The following is a 26986-nucleotide window of genomic DNA, read 5'->3' as shown; positions in this document are numbered from 1 at the left end:
GAACAGGACCACTGGCTGCCATGCAAGAGCAATACCGCCCGGAAGAGATAGAAACAAAAGTCCAGCAACACTGGGACGAGAAGCGTACTTTCGAAGTCACTGAAGACGAGAGCAAAGAGAAGTATTACTGCCTGTCGATGCTTCCCTATCCTTCTGGTCGACTACATATGGGCCACGTGCGTAACTACACCATCGGTGATGTGATCGCGCGCTACCAGCGTATGCTCGGTAAAAACGTCCTGCAACCGATTGGCTGGGATGCGTTTGGTCTGCCTGCTGAAGGCGCGGCAGTGAAAAACAACACGGCCCCTGCGCCGTGGACCTACGACAACATCGCTTACATGAAAAACCAGCTCAAAATGCTGGGCTTCGGCTATGACTGGAGCCGCGAGCTGGCGACCTGTACCCCAGAGTATTACCGCTGGGAGCAAAAATTCTTCACCGAGCTGTACAAAAAAGGCCTGGTGTACAAGAAAACCTCTGCGGTGAACTGGTGCCCGAACGACCAGACCGTTCTCGCGAACGAACAGGTTATCGACGGCTGCTGCTGGCGCTGCGATACCAAAGTTGAGCGCAAAGAGATCCCACAGTGGTTCATTAAAATCACCGCTTACGCTGACGAACTGCTGCGCGATCTCGATAATCTGGATCACTGGCCAGACACCGTTAAAACGATGCAGCGCAACTGGATTGGCCGCTCTGAAGGCGTAGAAATCACCTTCAACGTTGAAAACAGCGATCAGACGCTCACGGTGTATACCACGCGTCCCGACACCTTCATGGGTGCGACTTACCTGGCCGTTGCCGCGGGTCATCCGCTGGCACAGCAGGCTGCTGCGAACAATCCAGCGCTGGCCGCTTTCATCGACGAATGCCGCAATACCAAAGTGGCAGAAGCCGATATGGCGACGATGGAGAAAAAAGGCGTTGCGACAGGTTTCAACGCCATTCACCCACTGACCGGCGAAGCGGTTCCCGTTTGGGCAGCCAACTTTGTGCTGATGGAATACGGCACGGGTGCAGTTATGGCCGTTCCGGGCCACGATCAGCGTGATTATGAGTTTGCGACCAAATACGGCCTCAACATCAAGCCGGTTATCCTGGCGGCTGACGGTTCAGAACCAGATCTGTCTGAGCAGGCGCTGACCGAAAAAGGCACCCTGTTTAACTCTGGTGAATTCAGCGGATTGAGCTTCGAAGAAGGCTTCAACGCTATCGCGGATAAACTGGCCTCCCTGGGCGTCGGTGAGCGAAAAGTGAACTATCGTCTGCGCGACTGGGGTGTTTCCCGTCAGCGTTACTGGGGTGCGCCGATTCCAATGGTCACGCTGGAAGATGGCACCGTGCTGCCAACGCCAGAAGATCAACTGCCGGTTATTTTACCGGAAGACGTGGTCATGGACGGGATCAGCAGCCCGATTAAAGCCGATCCGGAGTGGGCGAAAACCACCGTTAATGGTCAGCCAGCGCTGCGTGAAACGGATACGTTCGACACCTTTATGGAGTCATCCTGGTACTACGCGCGCTACACCTGCCCGCAGTATCAGGAAGGTATGCTGGATTCCAAAGCAGCGAACTACTGGCTGCCGGTTGATATTTACATCGGTGGTATTGAACACGCCATCATGCACCTGCTCTACTTCCGCTTCTTCCATAAGTTGATGCGTGACGCAGGTCTGGTTAACTCTGATGAACCAGCAAAACAGCTGCTGTGCCAGGGCATGGTTCTCGCGGATGCGTTTTACTATGTCGGCGTGAACGGCGAGCGTAACTGGGTATCCCCGGTTGATGCGATCGTTGAGCGCGACGAGAAAGGCCGTATCGTGAAAGCGAAAGACGCGGCGGGCAATGAGCTGGTGTATACCGGCATGAGTAAGATGTCCAAGTCCAAAAACAACGGCATCGACCCGCAGGTGATGGTTGAACGTTACGGTGCAGATACCGTGCGTCTCTTCATGATGTTTGCGTCCCCGGCGGATATGACGCTGGAATGGCAGGAATCAGGCGTAGAAGGCGCGAACCGCTTCCTGAAACGCGTCTGGAAACTGGTCTACGAGCATACTTCTCAGGGCGAAGCGCCCGCCCTGAACGTCGGTACGCTGAGTGAAGATCAGCAGGCACTGCGTCGCGATGTTCACAAAACTATCGCAAAAGTAACCGATGATATTGGTCGTCGTCAGACCTTCAACACCGCAATTGCGGCTATTATGGAACTGATGAACAAGCTGGCGAAAGCACCGCTGGAAGGCGAGCAGGATCGTGCCTTGATGCGTGAAGCGCTGTTGGCTGTCGTTCGTATGCTGAACCCGTTCACACCACATGCGTGCTTCACATTGTGGCAGGAATTGAAAGGCGAAGGCGATATCGATAACGCACCGTGGCCTGTTGCTGATGAGTCAGCAATGGTTGAAAACACCATGCTGGTTGTGGTTCAGGTCAACGGTAAAGTGCGCGGTAAAATTACCGTTGCAGTCGATGCAACTGAAGAACAGGTTCGTGAACGCGCAGGCCAGGAACATCTGGTTGCGAAATACCTTGAGGGCGTTACCGTGCGTAAAGTGATCTACGTACCCGGTAAACTGCTGAATCTGGTCGTTGGCTAAGCGCGGGAGGAAACGTGCGACAACTGGCAACATTACTCTTATCCCTGACGGTGCTTGTCACCGCAGGTTGTGGCTGGCATCTGCGTAACACTACTGCAGTGCCTGAACAAATGAAAACGATGATCTTCGATTCGGGGGACCCAAATGGTCCGCTGAGCCGTGCGATTCGTAACCAGCTGCGTCTTAATGGCGTTGAGCTTATCGAGAAAGGAACGCTGCGCCAGGATATTCCATCATTCCGCGTATTAAGCTCTTCACTGAGCAAAGATACCGCGTCCATCTTCCAGGATGGCCGTACAGCGGAATATCAGATGGTGATGTCGGTGAGTGCTGCCGTGCTGATCCCGGGTCGCGACATTTACCCGATCAGCACCAAGGTCTATCGTTCGTTCTTTGATAACCCACAAACTGCGCTGGCAAAAGACGCCGAGCAGCAGATCATTATCAATGAAATGTACGACAAGGCTGCGGAACAGCTAATCCGCAAACTGCCGAGCATCCAGGTCGCGTCAAAAGACACCGATACGGAACACGCCGTTCCACTGGATACCACGCCGCAAGTTACCGGAACGCTGGGTAACTAATGCTACGGTTGTATCCTGAACAACTCCGCGCGCAGCTCAACGAAGGGCTGCGCGCGGCGTATCTGTTACTCGGAAACGATCCGCTTTTGCTCCAGGAAAGTCAGGATGCTGTGCGTCAGGCTGCTGCTTCACAGGGCTTTGACGAACACCATACTTTCCAGCTTGATAACAGCACCGACTGGCAGACGATCTTTTCGCTTTGCCAGGCGATGAGCCTTTTTGCATCCCGCCAGACGCTCCTGATTCAGCTACCGGAAAATGGTCCTAATGCGGCCATTAACGAGCAGCTCGCAACGCTGGTGAGTCTGCTGCACGCTGATTTACTCCTGATTGTTCGTGGTAATAAGCTCACCAAAGCACAGGAAAATGCCGCCTGGTTTACCCAGTTGGCAACCCATTCCGTTCAGGTCACATGCCAGACGCCTGAACAGGCGCAACTGCCAAAATGGGTTGCAGTCCGGGCGAAACAACTGAATCTCCAGCTGGATGACGCCGCTAATCAGCTGCTGTGTTATTGCTATGAGGGAAACTTGCTGGCACTCGCGCAAGCGCTGGATCGGCTGTCGTTGCTGTGGCCAGATGGCAAACTGACCTTGCCCCGTGTTGAACAAGCGGTTAACGACGCCGCGCACTTTACCCCGTTCCATTGGGTCGATGCTCTGCTGGCGGCGAAAAGTAAACGCGCATTGCACATTTTGCAGCAGCTGCGCCTGGAAGGAAGCGAACCGGTTATTTTGCTGCGCACTCTCCAGCGTGAGTTGTTACTGCTTAACACCTTAAAACGCCAGTCGGCCAACACCCCATTACGCGCGCTTTTTGATAAGCACCGTGTCTGGCAAAACCGTCGGGCGATGACCACCGAAGCGGTCAACCGGTTGAGCCACGAGCAGCTCCGTCAGGCAGTACAGCTTCTAACCCGTGCGGAGCTAACGCTGAAGCAGGATTATGGTCAGTCGGTTTGGGCCGAACTGGAAAGCCTCTCGCTGCTGCTGTGTCATAAGGCGCTGGCAGACGTGTTTATTGATGGTTGAGATGAACTCTTTACAGGCACTTTTTGGCGGTACATTCGATCCTGTCCATTATGGTCATTTGAAACCGGTTGAAATACTGGCGAATCTGATTGGCCTGCAGCGCGTTATTATCATGCCCAATAATGTTCCGCCGCACCGTCCTCAGCCGGAAGCGACAAGCGAACAGCGTAAACACATGCTGGAACTGGCCATCGCAGATAAGCCCCTTTTTCAGTTAGACGAGCGGGAACTGCGCCGGGATATGCCGTCTTACACTTCGCAAACTCTGATGGAGTGGCGCGCGGAACAAGGCCCCACCCGGCCATTAGGATTCATCATCGGTCAGGATTCATTGCTGAACTTCCCGACCTGGCATCAGTATGAAACGATTCTGCAAAACAGCCATCTCATCGTTTGCCGCCGTCCAGGCTATCCCCTCACGATGAAAGACGAGCAGTATCAGGCATGGCTTGAAGCGCATCTGACGCACAATGTGGAAGATTTGCATACTTTGCCTGCCGGTAAAATTTATCTGGCCGAAACGCCATGGTTTGATATCTCTGCTACGTTGATACGTGAACGGTTGCAAAACGCACAACCCTGCGATGAACTGCTGCCCACCTCCGTGCTTGACTACATCCGCCAGCAAGGTTTGTATCAGAAAAGCACAGATGCATCAGACTAAGCGCGAAAAATCGGCTAATTCGACGCCGTGCCATTGACAGCCCCTTCCAGGCTGATATCCTCCGCAGCCTGACTTCTGCCAGTCATAGCTTTACAGAAATTGTTTTACAATAATGGCGATGCATTGTCAGGCAGAGGATGGGATGATACCCACCTTAAAAATTCCGTCTGGTGACATTTGTCCCGACACAGCCGTCAGTTCAGGTATACTGCCAGGCTACTCACTCATTGCTCAACTTCATTCACCCAGGGGGAAAACTTGCAGGGTAAAGAACTCCAGGATTTTGTTATAGACAAAATTGATGACCTGAAAGGTCAGGACATCATCGCTATCGACGTTCACGGTCGTTCCAGTATCACCGACTGCATGATTATTTGCACCGGTACTTCCACTCGCCACGTTGCCTCTATTGCTGACCACGTTGTTCAGGAATCTCGCGCTGCAGGGCTTATGCCGCTGGGTGTGGAAGGCGAAGCCATTGCTGACTGGGTTGTCGTTGACCTCGGCGATGTGATTGTCCATGTCATGCAGGACGAAAGCCGTCGTCTGTATGAACTGGAAAAGCTCTGGGGTTGATGCGTGAAGTTGCAACTGGTAGCCGTCGGCACAAAAATGCCAGATTGGGTACAGACGGGTTTTACTGAATATCTGCGTCGTTTTCCTAAAGACATGCCGTTCGAACTGGTAGAGATACCAGCAGGAAAACGCGGCAAAAACGCAGATATCAAGCGTATTCTCGATAAAGAGGGTGAGTTGATGCTGGCTGCCGCTGGCAAGAACCGCATCGTGACCCTTGATATCCCGGGCAAACCCTGGGATACGCCGCAACTGGCGCAAGAGCTGGAGCGCTGGAAGCTGGATGGCCGCGACGTCAGTCTGCTGATTGGCGGGCCAGAAGGATTATCCTCCGCCTGTAAAGCGGCCGCAGAACAAAGTTGGTCCCTCTCCGCGCTTACGTTACCCCATCCGCTTGTCCGGGTGTTGGTAGCGGAAAGCCTTTACCGCGCGTGGAGCATTACTACCAACCACCCTTATCACCGTGAGTAATGATTGACCAGGGCAAATTAAGCAGCGGATGAAACTACAGAATTCTTTTCGCGACTATTCGGCTGAGTCCGCGCTGTTTGTGCGCCGGGCTTTGGTCGCCTTTATCGGGATTTTGCTGCTGACTGGCGTGCTGATCGCCAACCTCTATAATCTGCAAATCGTCCGCTTTACCGACTATCAAACGCGTTCCAACGAAAACCGTATCAAGCTGGTGCCTATCGCGCCTAGCCGCGGCATTATCTACGACCGCAACGGCACGCCGCTGGCGTTAAACCGTACCATCTACCAAATCGAGATGATGCCGGAGAAAGTGGATAATGTGCAGGACGCGCTGGATGCGCTGAAAGGCGTAGTCGATCTTACCGATGACGATATCGCGGCCTTCAAGAAAGAGCGTGCACGTTCCCACCGTTTTACCTCTATTCCGGTCAAAACCAATTTGACGGAAGTTCAGGTTGCCCGCTTTGCGGTGAACCAGTATCGCTTCCCGGGAGTTGAGGTTAAAGGTTATAAGCGCCGCTATTATCCTTACGGCTCGGCGCTGACGCACGTCATTGGCTACGTTTCTAAGATTAACGATAAAGACGTTGAGCGCCTCGATAAAGACGGCAAGCTGGCAAACTACGCTGCAACCCACGATATCGGCAAGCTCGGTATCGAACGCTATTATGAAGACGTGTTGCACGGCCAGACGGGCTATGAAGAGGTTGAAGTCAATAACCGCGGTCGCGTTATCCGTCAGCTCAAAGAAGTGCCTCCGCAAGCAGGCCATGACGTCTACCTGACGCTCGATCTCAAGCTTCAGCAATATATTGAAACGCTACTGGCCGGCAGTCGAGCCGCCGTGGTCGTGACCGACCCGCGCAGCGGGGGGATTCTGGCTCTGGTTTCTATGCCAAGCTACGATCCCAATCTGTTTGTTGATGGCATCTCAAGCAAAGAATACTCCGGCTTGCTGAACGATCCAAATACCCCACTGATTAACCGTGCAACACAAGGCGTCTACCCGCCAGCGTCCACCGTTAAGCCTTACGTCGCCGTCTCGGCGTTGAGTGCAGGCGTGATCAACCGCAATACCAGCCTGTTTGACCCTGGCTGGTGGCAGCTGCCTGGCTCCGAAAAACGTTATCGCGACTGGAAAAAATGGGGCCACGGTCACCTCAATATCACCAAATCTCTGGAAGAGTCGGCGGATACCTTCTTCTACCAGGTAGCTTATGATTTGGGTATTGATCGCCTCTCTGCGTGGATGAGCAAATTTGGTTACGGTCATTACACCGGTATTGACCTGTCGGAAGAGCGCTCAGGGAACATGCCGACGCGTGAGTGGAAGCTCAAACGCTTTAAAAAACCGTGGTATCAAGGCGACACCATTCCGGTTGGCATCGGCCAGGGTTACTGGACCGCTACGCCGATTCAGATGAGTAAAGCAATGATGATCCTCATTAACGATGGCGTGGTAAAAGTGCCGCACCTGCTGATGAGCACCATCGAAGACGGGAAGCAAGTGCCGTGGTCGCAACCGCATGAAGCCCCGGTGGGCGATATTCATTCCGGCTTCTGGGAAATTGCCAAAGACGGCATGTATGGCGTAGCGAATCGTCCGAACGGCACCGCACATAAATACTTTGCAGGCGCACCGTATAAAGTGGCGGCGAAATCGGGTACCGCGCAGGTCTTTGGCCTGAAGGCGAACGAAACGTATAACGCGCATAAAATTGCTGAACGCCTGCGTGACCATAAGCTCATGACGGCATTTGCACCTTATGATAATCCGCAGGTTGCGGTAGCGATGATTCTCGAGAACGGTGGTGCTGGCCCGGCTGTCGGGACAATCATGCGCCAAATCCTCGACCACATTATGCTGGGCGATAACAACACCGAGCTACCTGCTGAAACCCCAGCCGCCACTGCTGCGGAGGACCAATAATCATGACGGATAATCCGAACAGAAAATCGCTGTGGGACAAAATCCACATCGACCCGGCGATGTTACTGATCCTACTGGCATTGCTGACGTACAGCGCCCTGGTTATCTGGAGTGCCAGCGGTCAGGATATCGGCATGATGGAACGCAAAATCGGCCAGATCGCGATGGGTCTGGTGATCATGGTGGTGATGGCACAAATTCCGCCGCGCGTTTACGAAGGCTGGGCCCCCTATCTATACTTTGTCTGTATCATTTTGCTGATCGCCGTCGATGCGTTCGGGGCGATATCAAAAGGGGCACAGCGCTGGCTGGATTTGGGGATTGTGCGTTTCCAGCCCTCTGAAATTGCCAAAATCGCCGTACCGCTGATGGTGGCCCGCTTTATCAACCGTGACGTCTGCCCGCCATCGCTAAAAAATACCGCTATCGCGCTGGTGCTGATTTTCCTGCCAACGCTCCTGGTAGCCGCGCAGCCAGACCTCGGGACGTCGATTCTCGTCGCATTATCTGGTCTGTTTGTCCTGTTCTTATCCGGGTTGAGCTGGCGATTGATCGGCATCGCGGTGGTGTTGATCGCCGCCTTTATACCGATACTGTGGTTCTTCCTGATGCACGATTATCAGCGACAGCGTGTCATGATGTTGCTCGATCCGGAAACCGATCCGCTCGGCGCGGGCTATCATATTATTCAGTCTAAGATTGCCATTGGTTCAGGTGGATTGCGGGGCAAAGGCTGGCTACACGGTACGCAGTCGCAGCTTGAATTCTTGCCGGAGCGTCACACGGACTTTATCTTCGCCGTTCTGGCAGAAGAGCTGGGTCTGGTAGGCATTTTGATTTTGCTGGGATTATACCTCCTGCTGATTATGCGTGGCCTGTGGATTGCCGCACATGCGCAAACCACATTTGGGCGCGTCATGGCCGGCGGGTTGATGTTGATTCTGTTCGTTTATGTCTTCGTAAATATTGGTATGGTGAGTGGAATTCTGCCCGTCGTTGGCGTGCCGCTCCCGCTGGTGAGCTACGGAGGCTCGGCACTGATCGTCTTGATGGCTGGGTTCGGGATAGTCATGTCTATCCATACCCACAGAAAAATGTTGTCCAAGAGCGTATAAAAATAAGGGGATTGCAATGCGCAAGCAGTGGCTGGGTGTCTGCATCGCGGCAAGTTTACTTGCTGCCTGTTCAAGTGATGATGGTCAACAGCAGGCGACCATAGCGCCGCCGCAGCCTGCGGTTTGTAACGCTCCGGTGGTTGAAATCAGCGGTGCCGATCCGGTATACGAGCCGCTGAATGCGACCGCCAATCAGGATTACGAGCGCGACGGCAAGCGGTATAAAATCGTTCAGGATCCGTCCCGTTTCAGCCAGGCCGGTTTTGCGGCGATTTATGACGCAGAGCCAGGCAGTAACCAGACCGCATCGGGTGAAGCGTTTGATCCCATGCAAATCACCGCGGCGCATGCGACCTTACCTATCCCAAGCTACGTGCGCGTCACGAACCTTGCCAACGGTCGTATGATTGTGGTGCGTATTAATGACCGCGGACCGTACGGCACTGACCGCGTGATTTCGCTGTCGCGCGCGGCGGCTGACCGTCTTAATACCTCGAACAATACCAAAGTCCGTATCGATCCTATTATTGTCGCGCAGGACGGGACGCTCTCCGGCCCTGGCACGGTGTGTACCACCGTCGCGAAACAGACTTATGCCCTGCCCTCACGCCCGGATTTAAGCGGGGGTATGGGCGGCGCTTCTTCTGCTCCCGAGCCAATGCAGCCTCAGGGTGACGTACGCGCGATCAGCAACGATACGCTGAAAAGTGACGATACGACTGGCGCCCCTGTAAGCAGCAGCGGTTTCCTGGGTGCACCGACCACGCTCGCGACGGGTGTTCTGGAAGGCAGCGAACCTACGCCTGCACCGGTCGTTGCGACACCTGCCGCGCAGCCAGCTCCCGTCGTGGCGCCGGTCGCTGCACAGAATACGGCAACCCCTGCCCCAGCCGCAGCATCTACTGCAGGTGGATTTGTGGTTCAGGTCGGCGCGGTGAGCGATCAGGCACGTGCGCAGCAGTATCAACAACGTCTGACGCAACAGTTCGACGTTCCGGGTCGTGTCGTGCAGAACGGCGCCGTCTGGCGTATCCAGATGGGCCCATTCGCCAGCAAGTCACAGGCCAGCGCGTTACAGCAACGCCTGCAAAGCGAAGCGCAATTACAGTCGTTTATCGCTGTTGCAAACTAATTAATCGGCGGTATCCGAATTGTCAGCTTGTGTAACCAACGTTCACAAACTCGTGCTGAAAGTCGGATGCCTGCCTGTATAGCTTTTGCTATAGTAAGGCACTTTTTTTAATTCCATCACGGATGTCGTTGTTCTGACCATGAAGACCACTTTCTCCGCTCGTTTTTTGCAGCGCATGGCGCTGACCACGGCCCTTTGCGCAGCAACGCTGTCAGTTGCTCACGCTGATGACCTGAATATCAAGACCATGATCCCTGGCGTTCCGCAAATCGACGCGGAATCTTACATCCTGATCGACTACAACTCTGGCAAAGTGCTGGCGGAAATGAACGCGGATTCGCGCCGTGACCCGGCTAGCCTCACCAAGATGATGACCAGCTATGTCATCGGTCAGGCCATGAAAGCGGGCAAGTTCAAAGAGACTGATCTGGTCACCGTGGGCAACGATGCATGGGCTACCGGTAACCCGGTGTTCAAAGGCTCTTCCCTGATGTTCCTGAAACCAGGCATGCAGGTTCCCGTATCGCAGCTGATCCGTGGTATCAACCTGCAATCGGGTAACGATGCCTGTGTTGCGATGGCCGATTTTGCGGCAGGCAGCCAGGATGCGTTCGTTGGCTTGATGAACAGCTACGTTTCCGCGCTGGGTCTGAAAAACAGCCACTTCCAGACCGTTCATGGACTGGACGCTGAAGGTCAGTACAGTTCTGCGCGTGACATGGCGCTGATTGGTCAGGCACTTATTCGTGACGTTCCCAACGAATACACCATCTATAAAGAAAAAGAATTTACCTTTAACGGCATCCGTCAGACCAACCGCAACGGCTTACTGTGGGATAACAGCCTGAAGGTTGATGGCATCAAAACGGGCCATACGGACAAAGCCGGCTATAACCTGGTTGCGTCTGCCACCGAAGGTCAGATGCGTTTGATCTCCGCCGTGATGGGTGGTCGAACCTTTAAAGGGCGCGAAACCGAAAGCAAAAAACTGCTGACCTGGGGCTTCCGTTTCTTCGAAACCGTAAACCCACTGAAAGCCGGTAAAGAGTTTGCTTCAGAGCCCGTGTGGTTTGGCGACAACGACCGTGCGTCACTGGGTGTTGATAAAGATCTGTACCTGACGATCCCTCGTGGCCGTATGAAAGACCTGAAAGCCAGCTACGTGCTCAACACCAGTGAACTGCATGCGCCACTGAAGAAAAACCAGGTTGTTGGCACTATCAACTTCCAGCTGGATGGAAAAACCATCGATCAGCGCCCTCTGGTTGTGCTTGACGAAATTCCTGAAGGCAATTTCTTCGGCAAAATCATTGATTACATTAAATTGATGTTCCACCACTGGTTTGGTTAATAATTGAACACTTGAAAGTGTGATTTCCATCCCCATATACTAGGTATCCAGATAACTCCCACCCGTCGTGGGAGTTATTATTTTTGATGTACTGCCGGAGCTGACATGAAAACCAAACTTAACGAACTGCTTGAATTCCCAACCTCATTTACTTACAAAGTAATGGGTCAGGCATTGCCGGAGCTGGTTGACCAGGTGGTTGAAGTGGTACAGCGCCATGCGCCAGGTGACTACTCTCCGACGGTAAAACCGAGCAGCAAAGGCAACTACCATTCCGTCTCAATCACCATCACTGCTACGCATATTGAGCAAGTTGAGACCCTGTACGAAGAGTTGGGTAATATCGATATCGTTCGTATGGTGCTGTAATCCCCGTGGTTACCCGCTTTGCCGGGTAACCCACTTTGCCCTCTGTGATATACTCCCCACACCCTTTTGTTGCCACATCCCCGGAGTTGCTGTTTTGTATCAGGATAAAATTCTTGTCCGCCACCTTGGGCTGCAACCCTATGAGCCAGTCTCTCAGGCCATGCATGATTTCACCGATTCTCGCGATGACCTCACGCCAGACGAAATCTGGCTGGTCGAGCATCCCCCCGTTTTCACGCAAGGCCAGGCTGGAAAAGCAGAGCACGTATTGGTTCCAGGTGACATTCCTGTTATCCAAAGTGACCGCGGCGGGCAAGTGACCTATCACGGGCCTGGTCAGCAGGTGATGTACGTTCTCCTGAATCTGAAGCGACGAAAGCTGGGTGTCCGCGAATTGGTCACATTGCTGGAACAAACCGTGGTCGATACATTGGCAGAGTATGATATTGACGCTCATCCACGTGCCGATGCGCCTGGGGTGTATGTCGGTGAGATGAAGATCTGCTCGCTGGGTTTGCGCATCCGAAAAGGGTGTTCGTTTCATGGGCTTGCGCTCAATATCAACATGGATCTTTCCCCCTTCCTGCGCATCAATCCCTGCGGTTACGCCGGAATGGAAATGACCCAAATGCACCAGTGGGTAGAAAACGTCACACCGGGTATTATTGGCCCAGTCCTGGTGACTAAGCTTTTAGCACTGCTAAACAATCCCCCGCACGAATATATTACAGCTTAATATATTATACATGATGGCCTCTTTATTTCGCAGGCCATCGCGTATTTACCGCTTTTCAGCTTTACAATAATCCGCAGATTCTATATTTTCGAAGCGCTTGAGCGAGTGGAACTAATTTCATCTTTTTTTATTCAGTAAATGAATATTTACTGAATAAATGGTCATCATTTGATCAGGAATTTCTCAACTGATTGATTTTGATAGAAAAGTGAAATCCACAAAACACTTCAAAAAATCACTGTAAGCATAATATATAAATTCAACTATCATTCATATTGTGAATGAATACGGAGTGACAGCGTGGATTATAATAATTTACCAGCTAAACGACTGATTGATCCTGGTGGACAAGACAAGCCGCAAGTTTTTCGGACTTTACGCAATATTGACCTCAATTTATTAACGATCTTTGAGGCAGTATATGTCCATAAGGGTATCGTTAATGCTGCGAAAATTCTTAATCTCACCCCGTCGGCAATTAGTCAGTCCATTCAAAAATTGCGAGCCATTTTTCCTGATCCCCTTTTTATTCGTAAGGGCCAGGGAGTCACACCTACTGCGTATGCCACTCACCTGCATGAGTACATTAGCCAGGGGCTAGAGTCGATTCTCGGTGCGCTGGATCTGACCGGAAGTTATGACAAGCAACGGACCATTACCATTGGCACCTCCCCTTCGGTAGGCGCGCTGGTCTTACCCACGATTTATCAGGCAGTGAAACGTGAAGCGCCGCAGTTATTGCTGCGGAATATCCAGGTTAATGACACCGAGACTCAGCTTGCTCAGTTCCAGACAGACCTGATCATCGACAGTAACTCTTTCGGCTCGCGCGCCCTGGCGCACAGCGTCCTTTATGCCGATGGACTACTGCTGGTGTGCCGCAAAAATCATCCTGCTCTGAGCCAGACCGCAACAATGGAAAATTTGCGCGACTATGAATACGCTTTATTCATGAATGAGGGACACAATCTAAATCATCTTCGCCAGCGTATTAACGATCTCTTCCCCGATCGCCAGGTTAACTTTAGCAGTTACAATATGTTCACGATTGCCGCGCTGATTGGCAGCAGTGATTTGATCACAATTATGCCTGCGCGACTGTACAATCTGCTGCGTCACTGTTGGCCGCTTGAGCAAATACCTTTCGCTCCCCTGAATGCGGAATCCATCGAGATCTCACTGCATTACAACAAACTCAGCCTTCGCGATCCGGTGCTGGAAAATGTTATCAACATTGTCCGCCAGGCATTTTGAGGATCAGCCCAACACACGTGCTGCCCCAACAGGGGCAAAAGCACAAAACAACAACTATTTTACAATTTGGCGACCTCACAGGCTGCTTTATCGTCCTTATCAATGGTATACTGCCTGTCGTTCGTTCAAAAATAGTTGATAAATACAACATTCCCTTGAATTGAAACGCTTTCCCTCGATTTCGCAACTGGAACACGCACGCTATGAGTAAACCCATTGTGATGGAACGCGGTGTTAAGTACCGCGACGCCGATAAAATGGCCCTTATCCCGGTTAAAAACGTGGTTACGGAGCGCGAAGCGCTGTTAAGAAAACCGGAATGGATGAAAATCAAACTTCCGGCTGACTCGTCACGCATTCAGGGTATCAAAGCGGCGATGCGTAAGAACGGCCTTCACTCTGTCTGTGAAGAAGCCTCTTGCCCTAACCTTGCGGAATGTTTCAACCACGGTACCGCCACCTTTATGATTCTGGGGGCTATTTGCACCCGTCGCTGCCCGTTCTGCGATGTGGCTCATGGTCGTCCAGTCGCACCTGACGCCAACGAACCGCTTAAGCTGGCTCAGACCATTGCTGACATGGCGCTTCGCTACGTGGTGATTACCTCCGTTGACCGTGACGATCTCCGTGATGGTGGCGCACAGCACTTTGCAGATTGTATTAGTGCCATTCGCGAGAAGAGCCCAAGCATCAAGATTGAAACCCTGGTCCCTGATTTCCGTGGTCGTATGGATCGCGCGCTGGAGATCCTCACCGCGACGCCTCCAGATGTGTTTAACCACAACCTGGAAAACGTTCCACGTGTTTATCGTCAAGTGCGACCGGGTGCAGACTACAACTGGTCTCTGAAGCTTCTGGAGCGCTTTAAAGAAGCACATCCGCATATCCCGACTAAATCAGGTCTGATGGTGGGTCTTGGCGAAACCAATGCCGAAATTATTGAAGTGATGCGCGATCTGCGTCGCCATGGCGTAACCATGCTGACCCTGGGTCAGTATCTGCAGCCAAGCCGCCACCACTTGCCGGTACAGCGTTATGTTAGCCCGGATGAGTTTGATGAAATGAAAGCCGAAGCGATGGCGATGGGCTTTACCCATGCAGCCTGCGGCCCGTTTGTTCGCTCATCTTACCATGCAGATATGCAGGCGAAAGGCGAAGAAGTGAAGTAACACGTTATTACACTTTACCCATAAAAAAACCGGCTTATAAGCCGGTTTTTTTCTTTCCGAACACCTGGAAAGATATTGCCATTACTCTTTATGCGAGAGCTTTTCAGCCGTAACGTCGCCCTCTGCGGTTTTCTTCGCATTAGCATCGTCATCGTTCATCGCTTTTTTGAAGCCTTTAATGGCCGTACCCAGGTCTCCGCCCAGCGTACGTAACTTCTTGGTACCAAACAGCAGAACAACCAGCGCCGCGACCACCAGCAGTTTGGTAATACTAATCTCACCCATAGATACCTTCTTTCACTGAAAACAGGCTGCATACAGCGCCAAAAACCTGATCTTATTAACGGACATTCGACGCGCGGACACAATAGCAATCTGTAACAAGGTGAATCAAGCACTGATGAAAAAAACGTCATAATAATTGCGGTGGCGCAAACCGTCTGTTGCGTAGCACCGGTAATTGTCGACGGGCAAGCGCGATTCGCGCGCGGTCAATCTCTGCCATCAGGAGCGCGGGCGACTCACCTGCCGCCGCGATAGTCACCCCGAGCGGATCGACAACACGGCTTTGCCCGATATTTTTATTGCCGCACTCGCCTGACGCCACCACATAGCATGTGGTATCCAGCGCCCGCGCGGTGAGCAATGTTGCCCAATGATGCTCTTTAAGCGGGCCTTTCACCCATGCTGCGGGCAGAACCAGCGCGTCGGCCCCAGCTATTGCAAGACTCAGCGCCATCTCCGGGAAACGTAAATCGTAGCAGGTCATCAATCCAAACCGGATGCCGTCGATCTCAATCAGCGGCGGAACTTGATTCCCGGGGTCAACCAGCCGGGATTCCTGAACGTTGAACGCATCGTAGAGATGGAGTTTTGCATAGTGCGCAATGATTTTCCCTTCACGCAAAACGACAAGCGTGTTTTCGGCTCTGCCCTGAATCGTCGGGACGTGGACCGTTAATATAGTGGTGAGTCGGTTACTTTTACTCTCTGCCAGTAAAAGCGTCAAAAAGCCGCCGTCGAGCGGCTGCGCAGACTTAACGGAAAGGTCAGGATCGTTATCATCCCGCGCCAAAAGCGCTTCGGGCAGCACCAGCAATGCAGCGCCCTGTCTCGCCGATTGCGCCATCAATTCGACACAGAGACGCGCATTTTCATGCCAGTCAGCCGTTACAGCGAACTGTCCAACAGCAACAATCATATTTATCTCCAACGTTAATCAGCGCTACACTTGGCCCTTACTACATCAAATAGCAGGATTTGAGCGTGTTACAACTCCTTTTAGCGGTTTTTATTGGTGGTGGCACAGGTAGCGTTGCGCGATGGTTTCTCAGCATGCGCTTTAACCCTATGCACCAGGTCATTCCATTGGGGACGCTTACCGCGAACCTGATAGGTGCCTTTATCATTGGGATGGGGCTGGCATGGTTTAACCGAATGACTCACATTGACCCGATGTGGAAACTGCTGGTTACCACTGGATTCTGCGGAGGGCTGACGACCTTTTCAACCTTTTCTGCCGAAGTGGTCTTTCTGTTGCAGGATGGGCGCATAAACTGGGCGCTGGGTAACATTGCCGTCAATATGCTGGGATCGTTCGCGATGACCGCGCTCGCATTTTGGTTATTTTCTGCCGTAAGCGCGCAGTAAACACCCTGGCGTTAATGTTGGCTTAATTTTTCTCTGTCACTCTTGTCGCAATACTGATTGAGGGTGATGGCATGAAAGAGAATTTAATGAGCGCGGGAATGGTATTACTGAGCGTAGCGATCGTCGCCAGTTTTCTTAGATTATATTTATTTAGCTGATTCCACGCAAAAAAAACCCGCTCATTGAGCGGGTTTTGAAGTTCTTGCTGACCTGTCTGAATTACAGAGCAGTTACGTTAGCAGCAGAAGGACCTTTGGCACCGTTAGTGATTTCGAACTCAACGCGCTGGCCTTCAGCCAGGGTTTTGAAACCATTAGTCTGGATTGCAGAGAAGTGAACGAACACATCTTTGCTGCCATCTTCCGGAGTAATGAAACCGAATCCTTTGGATTCATTAAACCACTTAACGTTACCTTTAATCTTAGACATCAAAATTACCTTTGCATGAAAAATGGACACAAATGCTGTGTCGGGTATCAGTACAACAATTGTGACGCGTTTTGTCCAGAGGTTCTTTGCTAAAAAGTGACAAAAGTCGCGTTAATTTTATCGACTGGCGATTTGTCCTTAATCCCCTCAAAACTGGTCTGTTTTTACACCAATTTGCGGACAATTTTCAGTTAAAACTGGAAGCGCATCCAGGCGAAATACACGTTTCCGTTGTTATACGTTCCAGGAATGTAGGTCATCTGGAAGGTCGCCGGGCCGTAGCCGATTGACGCCAGTGGTAACAGCACCGGGATGGGGATGTATTTCCAGTTATCACGCGCCGTAAAGCCTGCCGTGTACCCCAGACCCAAATGGAAATTATCATCTGCCAGCGGACGCCAGGTTTTCTCCCAGCCATAGCCGCCGATAGGTTCCCATTTGTTATAGGAATCTTTAAACGCCATCAGATACAAACCGTGCCAGTTGCCTTTGTCGTCCCAGCGTGACTGACCAAAACCCGAACCCCATGGGCGCTCGTTGTAACGGTCCGTTTTCTCTTTGTCGTACGCAAAACGGGCATGCCACGTTATAGCCGGCACATACAGATCGTAATGCTCTGGCTCATTCCATGTCTGCGTTACGTTGTCGATGAAGGTCGAGAACCCCCCTTTATGCGATGTAGTCTCATCCGCGACTGCCGAAGTCAAAAGCGCAAGCTGTGCAAAAATAAACAACACAAACACATAAATATTATTTTTTACCGTCACAATACATTTACCATTTTTAGTATTCGGCAGAATTTTAACAAACTTTAATTGAATGAAACCATAACGACATTGGAGAAAATCCGAATTATTAAGTTACAAAATGGGAATAGTCCTACAGAACGCAACGATGCGCCTTGAAATAAGCAAGGCGCATACATTACCTAACGTTTATGCAACAATTTATACAATGCGGGAATAACTAACATCGACAATAATGGCGCAGTGACCATCCCCCCTATCATCGGCGCAGCGATGCGCTGCATGACCTCGGAACCGCTGCCTCCGCCCCACATAATCGGCAGTAACCCCGCCATAATCGTCGCAACGGTCATCACCTTGGGACGAACGCGAAGGACTGCGCCTTCATGGATCGCGCGCATTAACATGCTGTTTCCACCATCAGGTTCTTGCTGACGATATTTATCAAGCGCCTGATTAAGATACAGCACCATAATAACGCCAAACTCGGCAGCAACACCGGCAAGGGCTATAAAGCCGACGGCACCCGCAACGGAAAGATTATATCCCAGCAGCCAAAGCAACCACACGCCGCCGATAAGCGCAAAGGGTAATGTCCCCATTATTAATAAGACATCCGAAATGCGTTTAAAGGTCAGCCACAAAAGAATAAAGATAATCATTAAGGTTATTGGGAGCACTATTTTCAGTTTCTCTGTGGCACGCTCCAGATATTCAAATTGCCCGGACCACGATAGCGAGACGCCCTGCGGCAGCGTGACGTTCTCCGCGACCCGCTGCTGCATCTCAATTACCGCTGACTTTAAGTCGCGTCCACGCAGATCCACATAAATCCAGTTTGAGAGCCGCGCATTTTCACTTTTCAGCATCGGCGGACCTTGAGTGACGACGATATCCGCCAGTTCACCTAGTGCAATCTGGCTCCCATTCGCGGTGATAACAGGTAACATCTGGAGCTTATCGACACTATCGCGAACGTCGCGGGGATAGCGCACATTGATGGGGTAACGCTCTCGGCCCTGAAGGACTTCACCGATATTGTCACCGCCAATCAAAGTGGAGACCATCCCTTGAAGTTCATCAACCGACACGCCATACCGTGCGGCTTTTTGCCTGTCGATACGGATATCCACGTAGCGCCCACCCGCCAGCCGTTCCGCCAGCGCGGACGTCACGCCTGGCACCTGTTTCACAATCTGTTCAATCTGTGCAGCAACGCGTTCAATATCGGCAATATTGCTGCCGTTCACCTTAATCCCCACCGGACTTTTAATGCCCGTCGCCAGCATATCGAGGCGATTGCGAATCGGCGGTACCCACACGTTCGCGATCCCCGGTATTGAGACGACTTTGTCTAGTTCTTCGACCAATTTTGCTGGCGTCATTCCCGGCCGCCATTGATCGCGCGGTGTAAAGTGGATCGTTGTTTCCAGCATTGTGAGCGGCGCAGGATCGGTCGCTGAGTCCGCCCGTCCAGCTTTACCAAACACGCTCGCCACTTCCGGCACGCTTTTAATTAACCGATCCGTTTGTTGCAGCAAACGGCTGGCTTCGCGCGCCGAGATTCCCGGCAGCGTGGACGGCATATACAGCAGATCGCCCTCGTCCAGCGGGGGCATAAATTCACTGCCAAGACGACTCAGCGGCCACAGCGTCACCAGTAAAAGCAGCAATGCCAGCGTCAGCGTGGTTTTTGGAAACGCCAACACTTTATCCAGCAGCGGTTCATAAAGCCGAATCAAAAAACGGTTAATCGGGTTGGCTTTTTCATCAGGGATTTTGCCCCGGATAAAATAGCCCATCAGCACTGGAATGAGCGTAATGCCAAGCCCCGCGGCCATGGCCATCGCCCACGTTTTAGTAAAGGCCAGTGGTGAAAACATCCGCCCTTCCTGGGCTTCAAGGGAAAATACCGGAATAAACGACAGCGTAATAATCAGCAGACTGCAAAACAGCGCAGGTCCCACTTCTACCGCCGCGCGCTCCGCCAGACGCCAATAGTCCGCTGATGTCGGTTCTTCAGCAGGGTGAGTATGACGCCACTGCTCCAGCACTTTGTGCATGTTTTCGATCATCACGATCGCGGCATCCACCATCGCCCCGATGGCAATGGCAATCCCGCCCAGCGACATAATATTGGCGTTGATGCCCTGATAGTGCATCACGACAAACGCGCCCAAAATTCCTAATGGCAAGGAAACGATCGCCACCAGCGCCGAACGGAAGTGAAAGAGGAACAGCGCACACACCAAAACGACGACGGCAAACTCCTCCAGCAACTTATGGGTGAGCGTTTTGACCGACTCCTCAATCAGCTTCGATCGGTCGTAGACCGGGACAATCTCCACCCCTTCTGGCAGCGTTTTTTGCAGCGCACTGAGCTTTTCCTTCACGGCGTGAAGCGTTTCAAGCGCGTTCTGCCCGTAACGCATCACCACCACGCCGCCCACAACTTCGCCCTCACCGTTAAGCTCCGCCACACCCCGACGGATTTCCGGCCCCAGGCCGACCGTCGCCACGTCTTTTAACAAGACAGGGATCCCGTCGCGCGTGGCGATCACCACGTTCCTGAAATCATCCAGCGTGCGCAGATAACCGGTGGTACGCACCATATATTCCGCTTCACCCTTCTCCAGCAACGCGCCGCCGCTCTCCTTGTTTGCCGCCTGTACCGCGCTCACGATCTGCCCGTGCGTAATATTCAGCGCGCGCATTTTCTCGGGAGCGACCACAATCTGATACTGGCGCACCATTCCGCCGATGCTGGCAATTTCCGAGACATTCGGCACCGTCTTCAGCTCAAACTTGAGCGTCCAGTCCTGAAGTGCGCGTAAATCGGCAAGGCTGTGTTTGCCCGTGCGATCGACGAGCGCGTACTCATAGATCCAGCCCACGCCCGTCGCATCCGGTCCCAGAGAGGCTTTCACCCCCGCCGGTAATTGCGACTGCACCTGGCTTAAATACTCCAGCACCCGTGAGCGCGCCCAGTAGAGATCCGTGCCATCTTCAAACAGCACATACACATAGGCATCGCCAAACATCGAAAAACCTCGCACGGTTTTGGCGCCAGGCACCGACAGCATCGACGTGGTCAGCGGCCAGGTCACCTGATCCTCAATCACCTGCGGTGCTTTGCCCGGATAACTGGCTTTGACGATAACTTGCACATCCGACAGGTCGGGTAATGCATCCAGCGGTGCGCGTTGCACCGCCCACCAGCCCCAGCCCGCCATCACACAGGCCGCCAGAATCACCAGCAGACGGTTACGTAACGAAGCGCGAATGACGGCGGCGATCATTTTGTCACCTCCGGCAGGGCGCTACGCAGACTGGCTTCCGAGTCGATCAGGAATTGCCCCGACGTCACCACGGTGTCACCCGCCTGCACCCCAGAGACAATCTCCGTCCAGCCATCGGCGCTCACGCCCGTTGTGACATTCACCGGATGGAAAAAGCCCTCGCCGGTTGCCAGCAGTAAACGCTGCGATTCCCCGCTATTAATCACCGACTCCTCCGGTACCGCCAGCACCGACGCCCCCGGTTTTTGCTCTGCGCGAACGACGTTCAGGAACATCCCCGGCTTGAGCGTGTGTTGCGGATTGTCCATCACAATTCGAGCCTTGAGGGTACGCGTGGCAGTATCCATCTGCGGCAACAGCTCGCTGACGGTGCCGTGAAAGCGCTGGCCTGGAAAGCTTTCTGACGTCGCAATCATTTCGCTGCCCACCGTGAGCGCTTGCGCCTGCGTTTGCGGGTAATCGACCACCAGCCAGACGCTGTCCAACGACGCCATATCAAACACCGGTGCAGTAGCCGCCACCTGCGCGCCCTCCCGGACGTTCAGCTTTGCCACATACCCTGATTGTTCCGACCTCAGGGTTAATCGGGTTTGCGGTTTTCCACTGCGCTCCAGCGCGCGAATCGTCTCTTCCGGCATAAACTGGAGCGCCAGCCTCTCCCGCGCGGCGCGGGTTAACATCGCATCGCCAAGCTGACGGACGGCCAGAAACTCCTGCTGCGCGGTCGTCCACTGCGGAACCCAGATCTCTGCCAGCGCGTCACCGGCCTTGACCTGCTGTTGCTCGGCACGCACGTACAGTTTTGCAATCACGCCGGCGGTAGGCGCAGGGAGCGTCGTGAGCGTTCTCTCATTGAGAGACACGGTCGCAAATGCCGTAAACGGCTGCGTAAGCTGACGCATCTGCACTTTGGCGGTTTTCATCCCGAGATTTTGCTGCTGTTGAGCGCTCACTCCCACGCCCGTCGCCGCTTTCTCTTCGTCGGCATAACGCGCCACCAACTCCATGTCCATAAACGGGGATTTACCCGGCTTATCAAAACGCTGGCCGGGCATCATCGGGTCGTACCAATAGAGCACGTTGCGCTCCGCCTTTTTCACAATTTCAGGTGCGGTATGCGACTGGCGCTGCCCAAAAAAATATCCCCCGCCAGCAGCAAGCAGTACGGCGAGCGCCACAGCGGTTAACGTTGTTGTTTTCATTGTGTGATTTCCTGTGGGATCAGCCATTGAATCGCTGCCCAGGTTCGCGCCATTTCACGCTCGGCCTGATTTACGGCCAGTTCGGTATCCAGCACGCTGCGACGCGCCTCGAGCAACGCGGACAGCGCCGACTGTCCGGAGCGGTACTGAGCGGCGAGCACGTTCAGCCGCGCGGACTGCAACGGTAAAATGCCATCGCGCTGGCGTAACCACAGCGTTTGCGCAGCCTGATACTGCGCCACCAGCGACTGCACCTGGGCCAGATGTTCACGTTGAATCAACGTCAGCTGATCCACCGCCTGCATCGAGCGCGACACGTCAGCGGCATAATCTTTATCCTGTCGACGCGACTGAAACAGCGGCAGATCGACGGTAAACATGACCCCGGCCATATCGTCATACCCTTCGGCGCGATGGGAATAGAACACTTCCACATCCACGTCGGGAATAGCTGCAACAGCCGACTGTGCCGAGCGGGCTTTCGCCGTTTCTGACTCGCGCAGCGCGGCCTCAACTTCAGGATGCCGGACAATCGCGTCGGCCAGCGTTTTTTCATCCGCCGGTAACCGCTGATAGCGCGGCAACGGGCCTTGCACCTCGGTTATCGCCTGGCCGGTCAACTGAAACAGACGGCTTTGCGCCAACTGCACATCCCGGTTCGCCAGCGTCACGCTGTCACGCATCGCGCTCAGCGTCATCTGGAGCGACAACACGCTGTCGGGCGTGGTGCTGCCTGCCGCTACGCTCGCCTTCTGCACGCCCTGCTGGCGCTCAGTTTCGCTTACGCGTTTGTGAGCCGTTGTCAGTGCCTGCTGAGCAAGCGCTAAATCGAGCCACGCCTGCGCGGTATCTCGCTGAAGCGCGGCGCGAACGGTCGCAGACTTCGCCACCACGCTACGGGCCTGAGCCTGCAAAGTCTGCGATTTACGCTCGCGCTTTTCGGCACTCACATAACTCTGCATGATGCCAATACGCTGCATGGTCATGCCTTCGCGGGTAAATCGCTGGTCGTTACTGCCCTGAACCGGCACGTTTTCGATGCCGAATTTCAGTTTGGGATCGGGAAGTTGAGTTGCGGATTCCGCCATCGCATCCAGCGCCTGCGCTTCGTTACGACTGGCGGAAAGTTCGGCAGAATAGCGTTGGGCCACGGTAAGGGTTTGCGCCAGCGTCCATGGCTCCGCCTGAGCGGCGGAGCTTAACAAGCCGAGCAACACCCCACCGAGCCAGATGCTCAGTGTTGTTTTTTTCATGATGTCCTCGCTTAGTGCAGCGGCGTCAGAGAGAGAATCTGAAAGCCGTCGCCCGCCCGCTCAAGCGTGAACGTGACGCGATCGCCAGGCTTAACCGAGGTCGTCTCAGCGCTATTCGCAAGGGTGAAAGGCATGGTCATCGCGGGCCAGTTCAGTTCGGGAATGGCCTGATGCTCAAGAATGATTTTGGGTGGTGAGATTTCCAGAACGCGTCCCTCCCCCTGCCAGCGCTGTGCGGTAGCAGACGGTTCGGTGGCCTGAACGGAAAAAGAAGAAAGGGAAAACAGCACGCCTATTAGCGCGAAAACACGTAAAGCTCGCATGATAAAACTCCTGTTAAACGTAAATTAAAAAATCAATTCAACGAATGAACAGGTTTCTACTCCCGGAACCGGCAAAAACGGATCGTTGCCGGTGGCCCCACGGCGGGCGGGGTGAGTGACCATGCAGAATGCGCGATTTCGCTGCATTGCGGCGTGTTAAGGGCGAGCGTCATGACGGCGGGTAAGGCCACCAGATGCGGTTGCGCTGGATCTTTTTGCACCTGATCCGGCACGCAATGTTTTTCACACAGCGGGGATGCACTGACGACATCGTGGGAAAGCGGTTTTGCCTTCATGTCCATATGCTGGAGAGCGGCGGTCTCACCGCGCGGATCCAGCGAACAATCATGCGAAGCAATCGCTACCTGACTCTGGATCACCAGCCAGCCAAAGGCTAACAAAAACATCAAAAGATGCTTTTTAAGGAAGCGCAGGCGATAGGTCCAGCTGGCGTGCATATTCGCGTCGTCGGGTCATAAAAGGAATGCGAGTATAAGAACAGCTTTCGCAGAAATTAAAGTTATTTTAATCAGTTTTACGTTCTTAATCCGTTGCGGGGTAAAAGTACCGAATAACCTCAACAAAACGTTATCATTCCGATGACATCCGTTAATGATTGATTCGGTCAATACTGTGATGACATAAATGGCACACTAATGGCAAAATATCGTTGATTACTCCTTTAGTAGTCGTTTTATTGATTTTAGTCATCAATGACTGACCATTAATTCGGCACATTCTCACCCTTCATTTTTTTGATTTTCCGTGCTCTCTGGGGAGCGCATTAACAGGGGAAACCATGCTTACCTTTATCGAACTCCTCATGGGAGTGGTCGTCATTGTTGGCGTCGCCCGCTACATCATAAAAGGCTATTCCGCTACCGGAGTATTATTCGTCGGTGGTTTGGTACTGCTGATTGTTAGCGCGCTAATGGGCCATAAAGTATTACCCGCCTCCGCCGAGAGCACCGGTTATTCCGCTACGGATATTGTGGAATATATTAAAATCCTGCTGATGAGTCGCGGTGGCGATCTCGGCATGATGATTATGATGCTGTGTGGTTTTGCGGCGTATATGACACATATTGGCGCCAACGATATGGTGGTGAAGCTGGCCTCCAAACCGCTGCAATATATTAATTCCCCGTACATCCTGATGATTGCCGCCTATTTCGTCGCCTGCCTGATGTCTCTGGCGGTGTCGTCTGCGACCGGTCTGGGCGTATTACTGATGGCTACCCTGTTCCCGGTGATGGTGAACGTCGGGATCAGCCGGGGTGCCGCTGCGGCCATTTGTGCCTCTCCCGCGGCCATTATTCTCTCCCCGACCTCAGGCGACGTGGTGCTGGCCGCCAAAGCCGCTGAAATGCCGCTGATTGATTTTGCCTTTAAAACCACGCTGCCGATTTCTATTGCCGCGATTATCGGCATGGCGGTTGCTCACTATTTCTGGCAGAAGTATCTCGATAAAAAAGAAAACATCAGCCACGAGATGCTGGACGTCAGCGAAATCACCACCACCGCCCCGTCGTTTTACGCCATTCTGCCGTTCACCCCTATCGTGGGCGTACTGATTTTTGACGGCAAGTGGGGCCCGCAGCTGCACATCATTACCATTCTGGTGATCTGTATGTTGCTGGCAGCGGTGCTGGAATTTGTGCGCGGCTTTAACACGCAAAAGGTCTTTTCCGGTCTGGAAGTGGCGTATCGCGGTATGGCGGATGCCTTCGCCAGCGTGGTGATGCTGCTGGTTGCAGCGGGCGTATTTGCCCAGGGTCTGAGCACCATCGGCTTTATTCAGAGCCTGATCTCTATCGCCACCTCGTTTGGTTCCGCAAGCATCATTTTGATGCTGGTGCTGGTGATCCTCACCATGCTGGCGGCGATGACCACCGGGTCCGGTAACGCCCCGTTCTATGCATTCGTGGAGATGATTCCAAAACTGGCGCACTCTTCCGGCATTAACCCGGCGTACCTTTCTATTCCGATGCTGCAGGCGTCTAACCTGGGCCGTACTATTTCACCGGTTTCAGGGGTGGTTGTGGCGGTCGCGGGAATGGCGAAAATCTCTCCGTTCGAAGTGGTGAAACGCACCTCCGTTCCTGTTCTGGTGGGGCTGGTGATTGTGATTATCGCGACCGAAATTCTGGTTCCCGCCACGATCGCAGGCTAAGCATCACACTTCTCAAAAGCGCCTGCGGGCGCTTTTTGTGCTTTAATAAGTTCCTGGAATTAATTTGCGTTAAATCATCAGGAATTCACATGTTCAGGAAGGATATCGTCAGTCGATTCAGCGCGGCGGCTCTCGCGCTGTGTGCTTTCTCGGCAGAATCAGCCCCACTTCAGGCCACCCAGTACGCCGATTTCGATCGCTATGTTCTTGCCCTGTCGTGGCAAACAGGATTTTGCCAGAGCATGCACGAGCGCGATCGCAACGAACCTGATGAGTGTCGTCTGCAAAAAGAGAGCAAAACCAAAACCGATTTCCTGACGGTTCACGGCCTCTGGCCGAGCCTGCCAAAATCCATCTCTGCGCGCGGCGTGGACGACCGCCGCTGGATGCGCTTTGGCTGCGCTACGCGTCCCCTTCCCAACATGCCCGAGGCCAAAGGCAGCCGCAAATGTGCGGCAGCAGAAACCGGCCTGTCGCTGGAATCCGCCGCCAAACTGAGTGGCGTGATGCCCGGCGCGGGCGGTAATTCTTGTCTGGAACGCTATGAATATGCCAAGCATGGCGTATGCTTTGGTTTTGACCCGGATGCCTATTTTGGCACCATGGTGCGTATGAACCAGGAAGTGAAAGCCAGCGAACTGGGCAAACTGCTGGCAGATAACTACGGTAAAACGGTCAGCCGTAAAACCGTTGATCGCGCCATCGCCAAAAGCTGGGGCGACGCGTCAGTCAAAGCCGTTAAGTTGACCTGCAGCGGTAACCCCGCTTATCTGACCGAGATTCAACTCTCCCTCAACGCGGCGACCATTAACGCTCCGCTGTCTGCGGCGTCGTTTGCCGCGCAGCCGCATCCCGGCAACTGCGGAAAACAGTTCGTCATCGATAAAGTCGGCTACTAAACATTCACCCGGCGCGGGCTGTGCCGG

The 26986-nt window shown here is 53.3% G+C and carries 26 protein-coding genes; 17 read left to right on the top strand and 9 right to left on the bottom strand.

Annotated features, from left to right (window positions below):
- Positions 1 to 20: 20 nt before the first annotated feature.
- From leuS to lipA, 14 genes are all read left to right on the top strand, one after another.
- Positions 21 to 2603, top strand: a complete 2583-nt coding sequence (gene leuS / locus I6L74_RS14155) for a leucine--tRNA ligase (RefSeq protein WP_072241808.1) — start codon at positions 21 to 23, stop codon at positions 2601 to 2603.
- A 14-nt stretch (positions 2604 to 2617) separates the two neighbouring features.
- Positions 2618 to 3187, top strand: a complete 570-nt coding sequence (gene lptE / locus I6L74_RS14150) for an LPS assembly lipoprotein LptE (RefSeq protein ID WP_059178657.1) — start codon at positions 2618 to 2620, stop codon at positions 3185 to 3187.
- Positions 3187 to 4218, top strand: a complete 1032-nt coding sequence (holA, locus tag I6L74_RS14145) for a DNA polymerase III subunit delta (protein ID WP_059178658.1) — start codon at positions 3187 to 3189, stop codon at positions 4216 to 4218. Before lptE ends, holA begins: the two co-directional genes overlap by 1 nt.
- On the top strand, positions 4211 to 4882 hold the full coding sequence (gene nadD, locus I6L74_RS14140) for a nicotinate-nucleotide adenylyltransferase (RefSeq protein WP_059178659.1): 672 nt from the start codon (positions 4211 to 4213) through the stop codon (positions 4880 to 4882). Before holA ends, nadD begins: the two co-directional genes overlap by 8 nt.
- A gap of 258 nt (positions 4883 to 5140) precedes the next feature.
- Positions 5141 to 5458, top strand: coding sequence for a ribosome silencing factor (gene rsfS, locus I6L74_RS14135; RefSeq protein ID WP_012016572.1), 318 nt, complete (start codon positions 5141 to 5143; stop codon positions 5456 to 5458).
- 3 nt (positions 5459 to 5461) lie between these two features.
- Entirely contained in the window at positions 5462 to 5929 is a 468-nt protein-coding gene (gene rlmH / locus I6L74_RS14130; protein WP_012016571.1) for a 23S rRNA (pseudouridine(1915)-N(3))-methyltransferase RlmH, read from the top strand.
- A gap of 28 nt (positions 5930 to 5957) precedes the next feature.
- A complete protein-coding gene (gene mrdA / locus I6L74_RS14125; RefSeq protein ID WP_059178660.1) occupies positions 5958 to 7859 on the top strand; it encodes a peptidoglycan DD-transpeptidase MrdA in 1902 nt (633 codons plus the stop codon).
- A 2-nt stretch (positions 7860 to 7861) separates the two neighbouring features.
- Entirely contained in the window at positions 7862 to 8974 is a 1113-nt protein-coding gene (gene mrdB, locus I6L74_RS14120; RefSeq protein ID WP_012016569.1) for a peptidoglycan glycosyltransferase MrdB, read from the top strand.
- A 16-nt stretch (positions 8975 to 8990) separates the two neighbouring features.
- Positions 8991 to 10106 (top strand): endolytic peptidoglycan transglycosylase RlpA, encoded by a 1116-nt coding sequence (gene rlpA, locus I6L74_RS14115; protein WP_059178661.1) that lies wholly within the window; start codon positions 8991 to 8993, stop codon positions 10104 to 10106.
- A 139-nt stretch (positions 10107 to 10245) separates the two neighbouring features.
- Positions 10246 to 11457, top strand: coding sequence for a D-alanyl-D-alanine carboxypeptidase DacA (gene dacA / locus I6L74_RS14110; RefSeq protein WP_012016567.1), 1212 nt, complete (start codon positions 10246 to 10248; stop codon positions 11455 to 11457).
- A 105-nt stretch (positions 11458 to 11562) separates the two neighbouring features.
- Positions 11563 to 11826 (top strand): DUF493 family protein YbeD, encoded by a 264-nt coding sequence (gene ybeD, locus I6L74_RS14105; RefSeq protein WP_012016566.1) that lies wholly within the window; start codon positions 11563 to 11565, stop codon positions 11824 to 11826.
- A 94-nt stretch (positions 11827 to 11920) separates the two neighbouring features.
- The gene (gene lipB / locus I6L74_RS14100) at positions 11921 to 12562 is read left to right on the top strand and encodes a lipoyl(octanoyl) transferase LipB (RefSeq protein WP_059178662.1); all 642 of its coding nucleotides are present in this window, start codon (positions 11921 to 11923) and stop codon (positions 12560 to 12562) included.
- A gap of 300 nt (positions 12563 to 12862) precedes the next feature.
- A complete protein-coding gene (locus tag I6L74_RS14095) occupies positions 12863 to 13816 on the top strand; it encodes a YbeF family transcriptional regulator (RefSeq protein ID WP_059178663.1) in 954 nt (317 codons plus the stop codon).
- Positions 13817 to 14019: 203 nt separating this feature from the next.
- Positions 14020 to 14985, top strand: coding sequence for a lipoyl synthase (gene lipA, locus I6L74_RS14090; protein WP_012016563.1), 966 nt, complete (start codon positions 14020 to 14022; stop codon positions 14983 to 14985).
- Between the two features lie 81 nt (positions 14986 to 15066).
- On the opposite strand, the gene tatE is transcribed toward lipA, so the two are convergent.
- Together tatE and I6L74_RS14080 are read right to left on the bottom strand one after the other, a co-directional pair.
- Positions 15067 to 15270 carry a twin-arginine translocase subunit TatE gene (tatE, locus tag I6L74_RS14085; protein ID WP_059178664.1) on the bottom strand — a complete coding sequence of 68 codons (204 nt, stop codon included), beginning with the start codon at positions 15268 to 15270 and terminating at the stop codon, positions 15067 to 15069.
- A 127-nt stretch (positions 15271 to 15397) separates the two neighbouring features.
- The gene (locus I6L74_RS14080) at positions 15398 to 16186 is read right to left on the bottom strand and encodes a deaminated glutathione amidase (protein WP_059178665.1); all 789 of its coding nucleotides are present in this window, start codon (positions 16184 to 16186) and stop codon (positions 15398 to 15400) included.
- Positions 16187 to 16251: 65 nt separating this feature from the next.
- On the opposite strand from I6L74_RS14080, the gene crcB reads away from it, so the two are divergent.
- Positions 16252 to 16635, top strand: a complete 384-nt coding sequence (gene crcB, locus I6L74_RS14075) for a fluoride efflux transporter CrcB (RefSeq protein ID WP_059178666.1) — start codon at positions 16252 to 16254, stop codon at positions 16633 to 16635.
- A 219-nt stretch (positions 16636 to 16854) separates the two neighbouring features.
- Here crcB and cspE read toward each other — a convergent pair whose 3' ends face one another.
- From cspE to I6L74_RS14040, 7 genes are all read right to left on the bottom strand, one after another.
- Positions 16855 to 17064 (bottom strand): transcription antiterminator/RNA stability regulator CspE, encoded by a 210-nt coding sequence (gene cspE, locus I6L74_RS14070; RefSeq protein ID WP_000034826.1) that lies wholly within the window; start codon positions 17062 to 17064, stop codon positions 16855 to 16857.
- Between the two features lie 191 nt (positions 17065 to 17255).
- Positions 17256 to 17831 carry a lipid IV(A) palmitoyltransferase PagP gene (gene pagP / locus I6L74_RS14065; protein WP_059178667.1) on the bottom strand — a complete coding sequence of 192 codons (576 nt, stop codon included), beginning with the start codon at positions 17829 to 17831 and terminating at the stop codon, positions 17256 to 17258.
- 161 nt (positions 17832 to 17992) lie between these two features.
- Positions 17993 to 21109: an efflux RND transporter permease subunit gene (locus I6L74_RS14060; protein WP_059178668.1), complete on the bottom strand. Its 3117-nt coding sequence runs from the start codon at positions 21107 to 21109 to the stop codon at positions 17993 to 17995.
- A complete protein-coding gene (locus tag I6L74_RS14055) occupies positions 21106 to 22311 on the bottom strand; it encodes an efflux RND transporter periplasmic adaptor subunit (RefSeq protein ID WP_059178669.1) in 1206 nt (401 codons plus the stop codon). The genes I6L74_RS14060 and I6L74_RS14055 overlap by 4 nt, the downstream gene beginning before the upstream one ends.
- Entirely contained in the window at positions 22308 to 23564 is a 1257-nt protein-coding gene (locus I6L74_RS14050; protein ID WP_059178670.1) for a TolC family protein, read from the bottom strand. Before I6L74_RS14050 ends, I6L74_RS14055 begins: the two co-directional genes overlap by 4 nt.
- A gap of 11 nt (positions 23565 to 23575) precedes the next feature.
- Positions 23576 to 23887, bottom strand: coding sequence for a copper-binding protein (locus I6L74_RS14045; protein WP_059178671.1), 312 nt, complete (start codon positions 23885 to 23887; stop codon positions 23576 to 23578).
- Positions 23888 to 23943: 56 nt separating this feature from the next.
- On the bottom strand, positions 23944 to 24345 hold the full coding sequence (locus I6L74_RS14040; protein ID WP_059178672.1) for a hypothetical protein: 402 nt from the start codon (positions 24343 to 24345) through the stop codon (positions 23944 to 23946).
- A gap of 341 nt (positions 24346 to 24686) precedes the next feature.
- Here I6L74_RS14040 and dcuC point away from each other — a divergent pair, with 341 nt between their 5' ends.
- Together dcuC and rna are read left to right on the top strand one after the other, a co-directional pair.
- Complete coding sequence (dcuC, locus tag I6L74_RS14035) at positions 24687 to 26060, top strand: anaerobic C4-dicarboxylate transporter DcuC (RefSeq protein ID WP_059178673.1); 1374 nt, start codon at positions 24687 to 24689, stop codon at positions 26058 to 26060.
- Positions 26061 to 26149: 89 nt separating this feature from the next.
- The gene (gene rna, locus I6L74_RS14030; RefSeq protein ID WP_059178674.1) at positions 26150 to 26959 is read left to right on the top strand and encodes a ribonuclease I; all 810 of its coding nucleotides are present in this window, start codon (positions 26150 to 26152) and stop codon (positions 26957 to 26959) included.
- Positions 26960 to 26986: the final 27 nt, after the last annotated feature.

It is taken from the genome of Lelliottia amnigena (assembly GCF_019047465.1).
In the GTDB taxonomy this organism is placed as follows: Bacteria; Pseudomonadota; Gammaproteobacteria; order Enterobacterales; family Enterobacteriaceae; genus Enterobacter; species Enterobacter amnigenus.
Note: the sequence above shows the minus strand (reverse complement) of the source record. Positions and strands in the feature narration are given on the sequence as shown.

Excerpts from the sequence above, each read along its gene's own strand:
- I6L74_RS14045 (WP_059178671.1), bottom strand. The coding sequence starts at position 23,887 with ATGCGAGCTTTACGTGTTTTCGCGCTAATAGGCGTGCTGTTTTCCCTT.
- rna (WP_059178674.1), top strand. The coding sequence starts at position 26,150 with ATGTTCAGGAAGGATATCGTCAGTCGATTCAGCGCGGCGGCTCTCGCG.
- I6L74_RS14060 (WP_059178668.1), bottom strand. The coding sequence starts at position 21,109 with ATGATCGCCGCCGTCATTCGCGCTTCGTTACGTAACCGTCTGCTGGTG.
- mrdB (WP_012016569.1), top strand. The coding sequence starts at position 7,862 with ATGACGGATAATCCGAACAGAAAATCGCTGTGGGACAAAATCCACATC.
- holA (WP_059178658.1), top strand. The coding sequence starts at position 3,187 with ATGCTACGGTTGTATCCTGAACAACTCCGCGCGCAGCTCAACGAAGGG.
- cspE (WP_000034826.1), bottom strand. The coding sequence starts at position 17,064 with ATGTCTAAGATTAAAGGTAACGTTAAGTGGTTTAATGAATCCAAAGGA.
- I6L74_RS14050 (WP_059178670.1), bottom strand. The coding sequence starts at position 23,564 with ATGAAAAAAACAACACTGAGCATCTGGCTCGGTGGGGTGTTGCTCGGC.
- lipA (WP_012016563.1), top strand. The coding sequence starts at position 14,020 with ATGAGTAAACCCATTGTGATGGAACGCGGTGTTAAGTACCGCGACGCC.
- dcuC (WP_059178673.1), top strand. The coding sequence starts at position 24,687 with ATGCTTACCTTTATCGAACTCCTCATGGGAGTGGTCGTCATTGTTGGC.
- tatE (WP_059178664.1), bottom strand. The coding sequence starts at position 15,270 with ATGGGTGAGATTAGTATTACCAAACTGCTGGTGGTCGCGGCGCTGGTT.
- dacA (WP_012016567.1), top strand. The coding sequence starts at position 10,246 with ATGAAGACCACTTTCTCCGCTCGTTTTTTGCAGCGCATGGCGCTGACC.
- rlpA (WP_059178661.1), top strand. The coding sequence starts at position 8,991 with ATGCGCAAGCAGTGGCTGGGTGTCTGCATCGCGGCAAGTTTACTTGCT.
- mrdA (WP_059178660.1), top strand. The coding sequence starts at position 5,958 with ATGAAACTACAGAATTCTTTTCGCGACTATTCGGCTGAGTCCGCGCTG.
- I6L74_RS14055 (WP_059178669.1), bottom strand. The coding sequence starts at position 22,311 with ATGAAAACAACAACGTTAACCGCTGTGGCGCTCGCCGTACTGCTTGCT.
- I6L74_RS14040 (WP_059178672.1), bottom strand. The coding sequence starts at position 24,345 with ATGCACGCCAGCTGGACCTATCGCCTGCGCTTCCTTAAAAAGCATCTT.
- leuS (WP_072241808.1), top strand. The coding sequence starts at position 21 with ATGCAAGAGCAATACCGCCCGGAAGAGATAGAAACAAAAGTCCAGCAA.
- I6L74_RS14080 (WP_059178665.1), bottom strand. The coding sequence starts at position 16,186 with ATGATTGTTGCTGTTGGACAGTTCGCTGTAACGGCTGACTGGCATGAA.
- nadD (WP_059178659.1), top strand. The coding sequence starts at position 4,211 with ATGGTTGAGATGAACTCTTTACAGGCACTTTTTGGCGGTACATTCGAT.
- ybeD (WP_012016566.1), top strand. The coding sequence starts at position 11,563 with ATGAAAACCAAACTTAACGAACTGCTTGAATTCCCAACCTCATTTACT.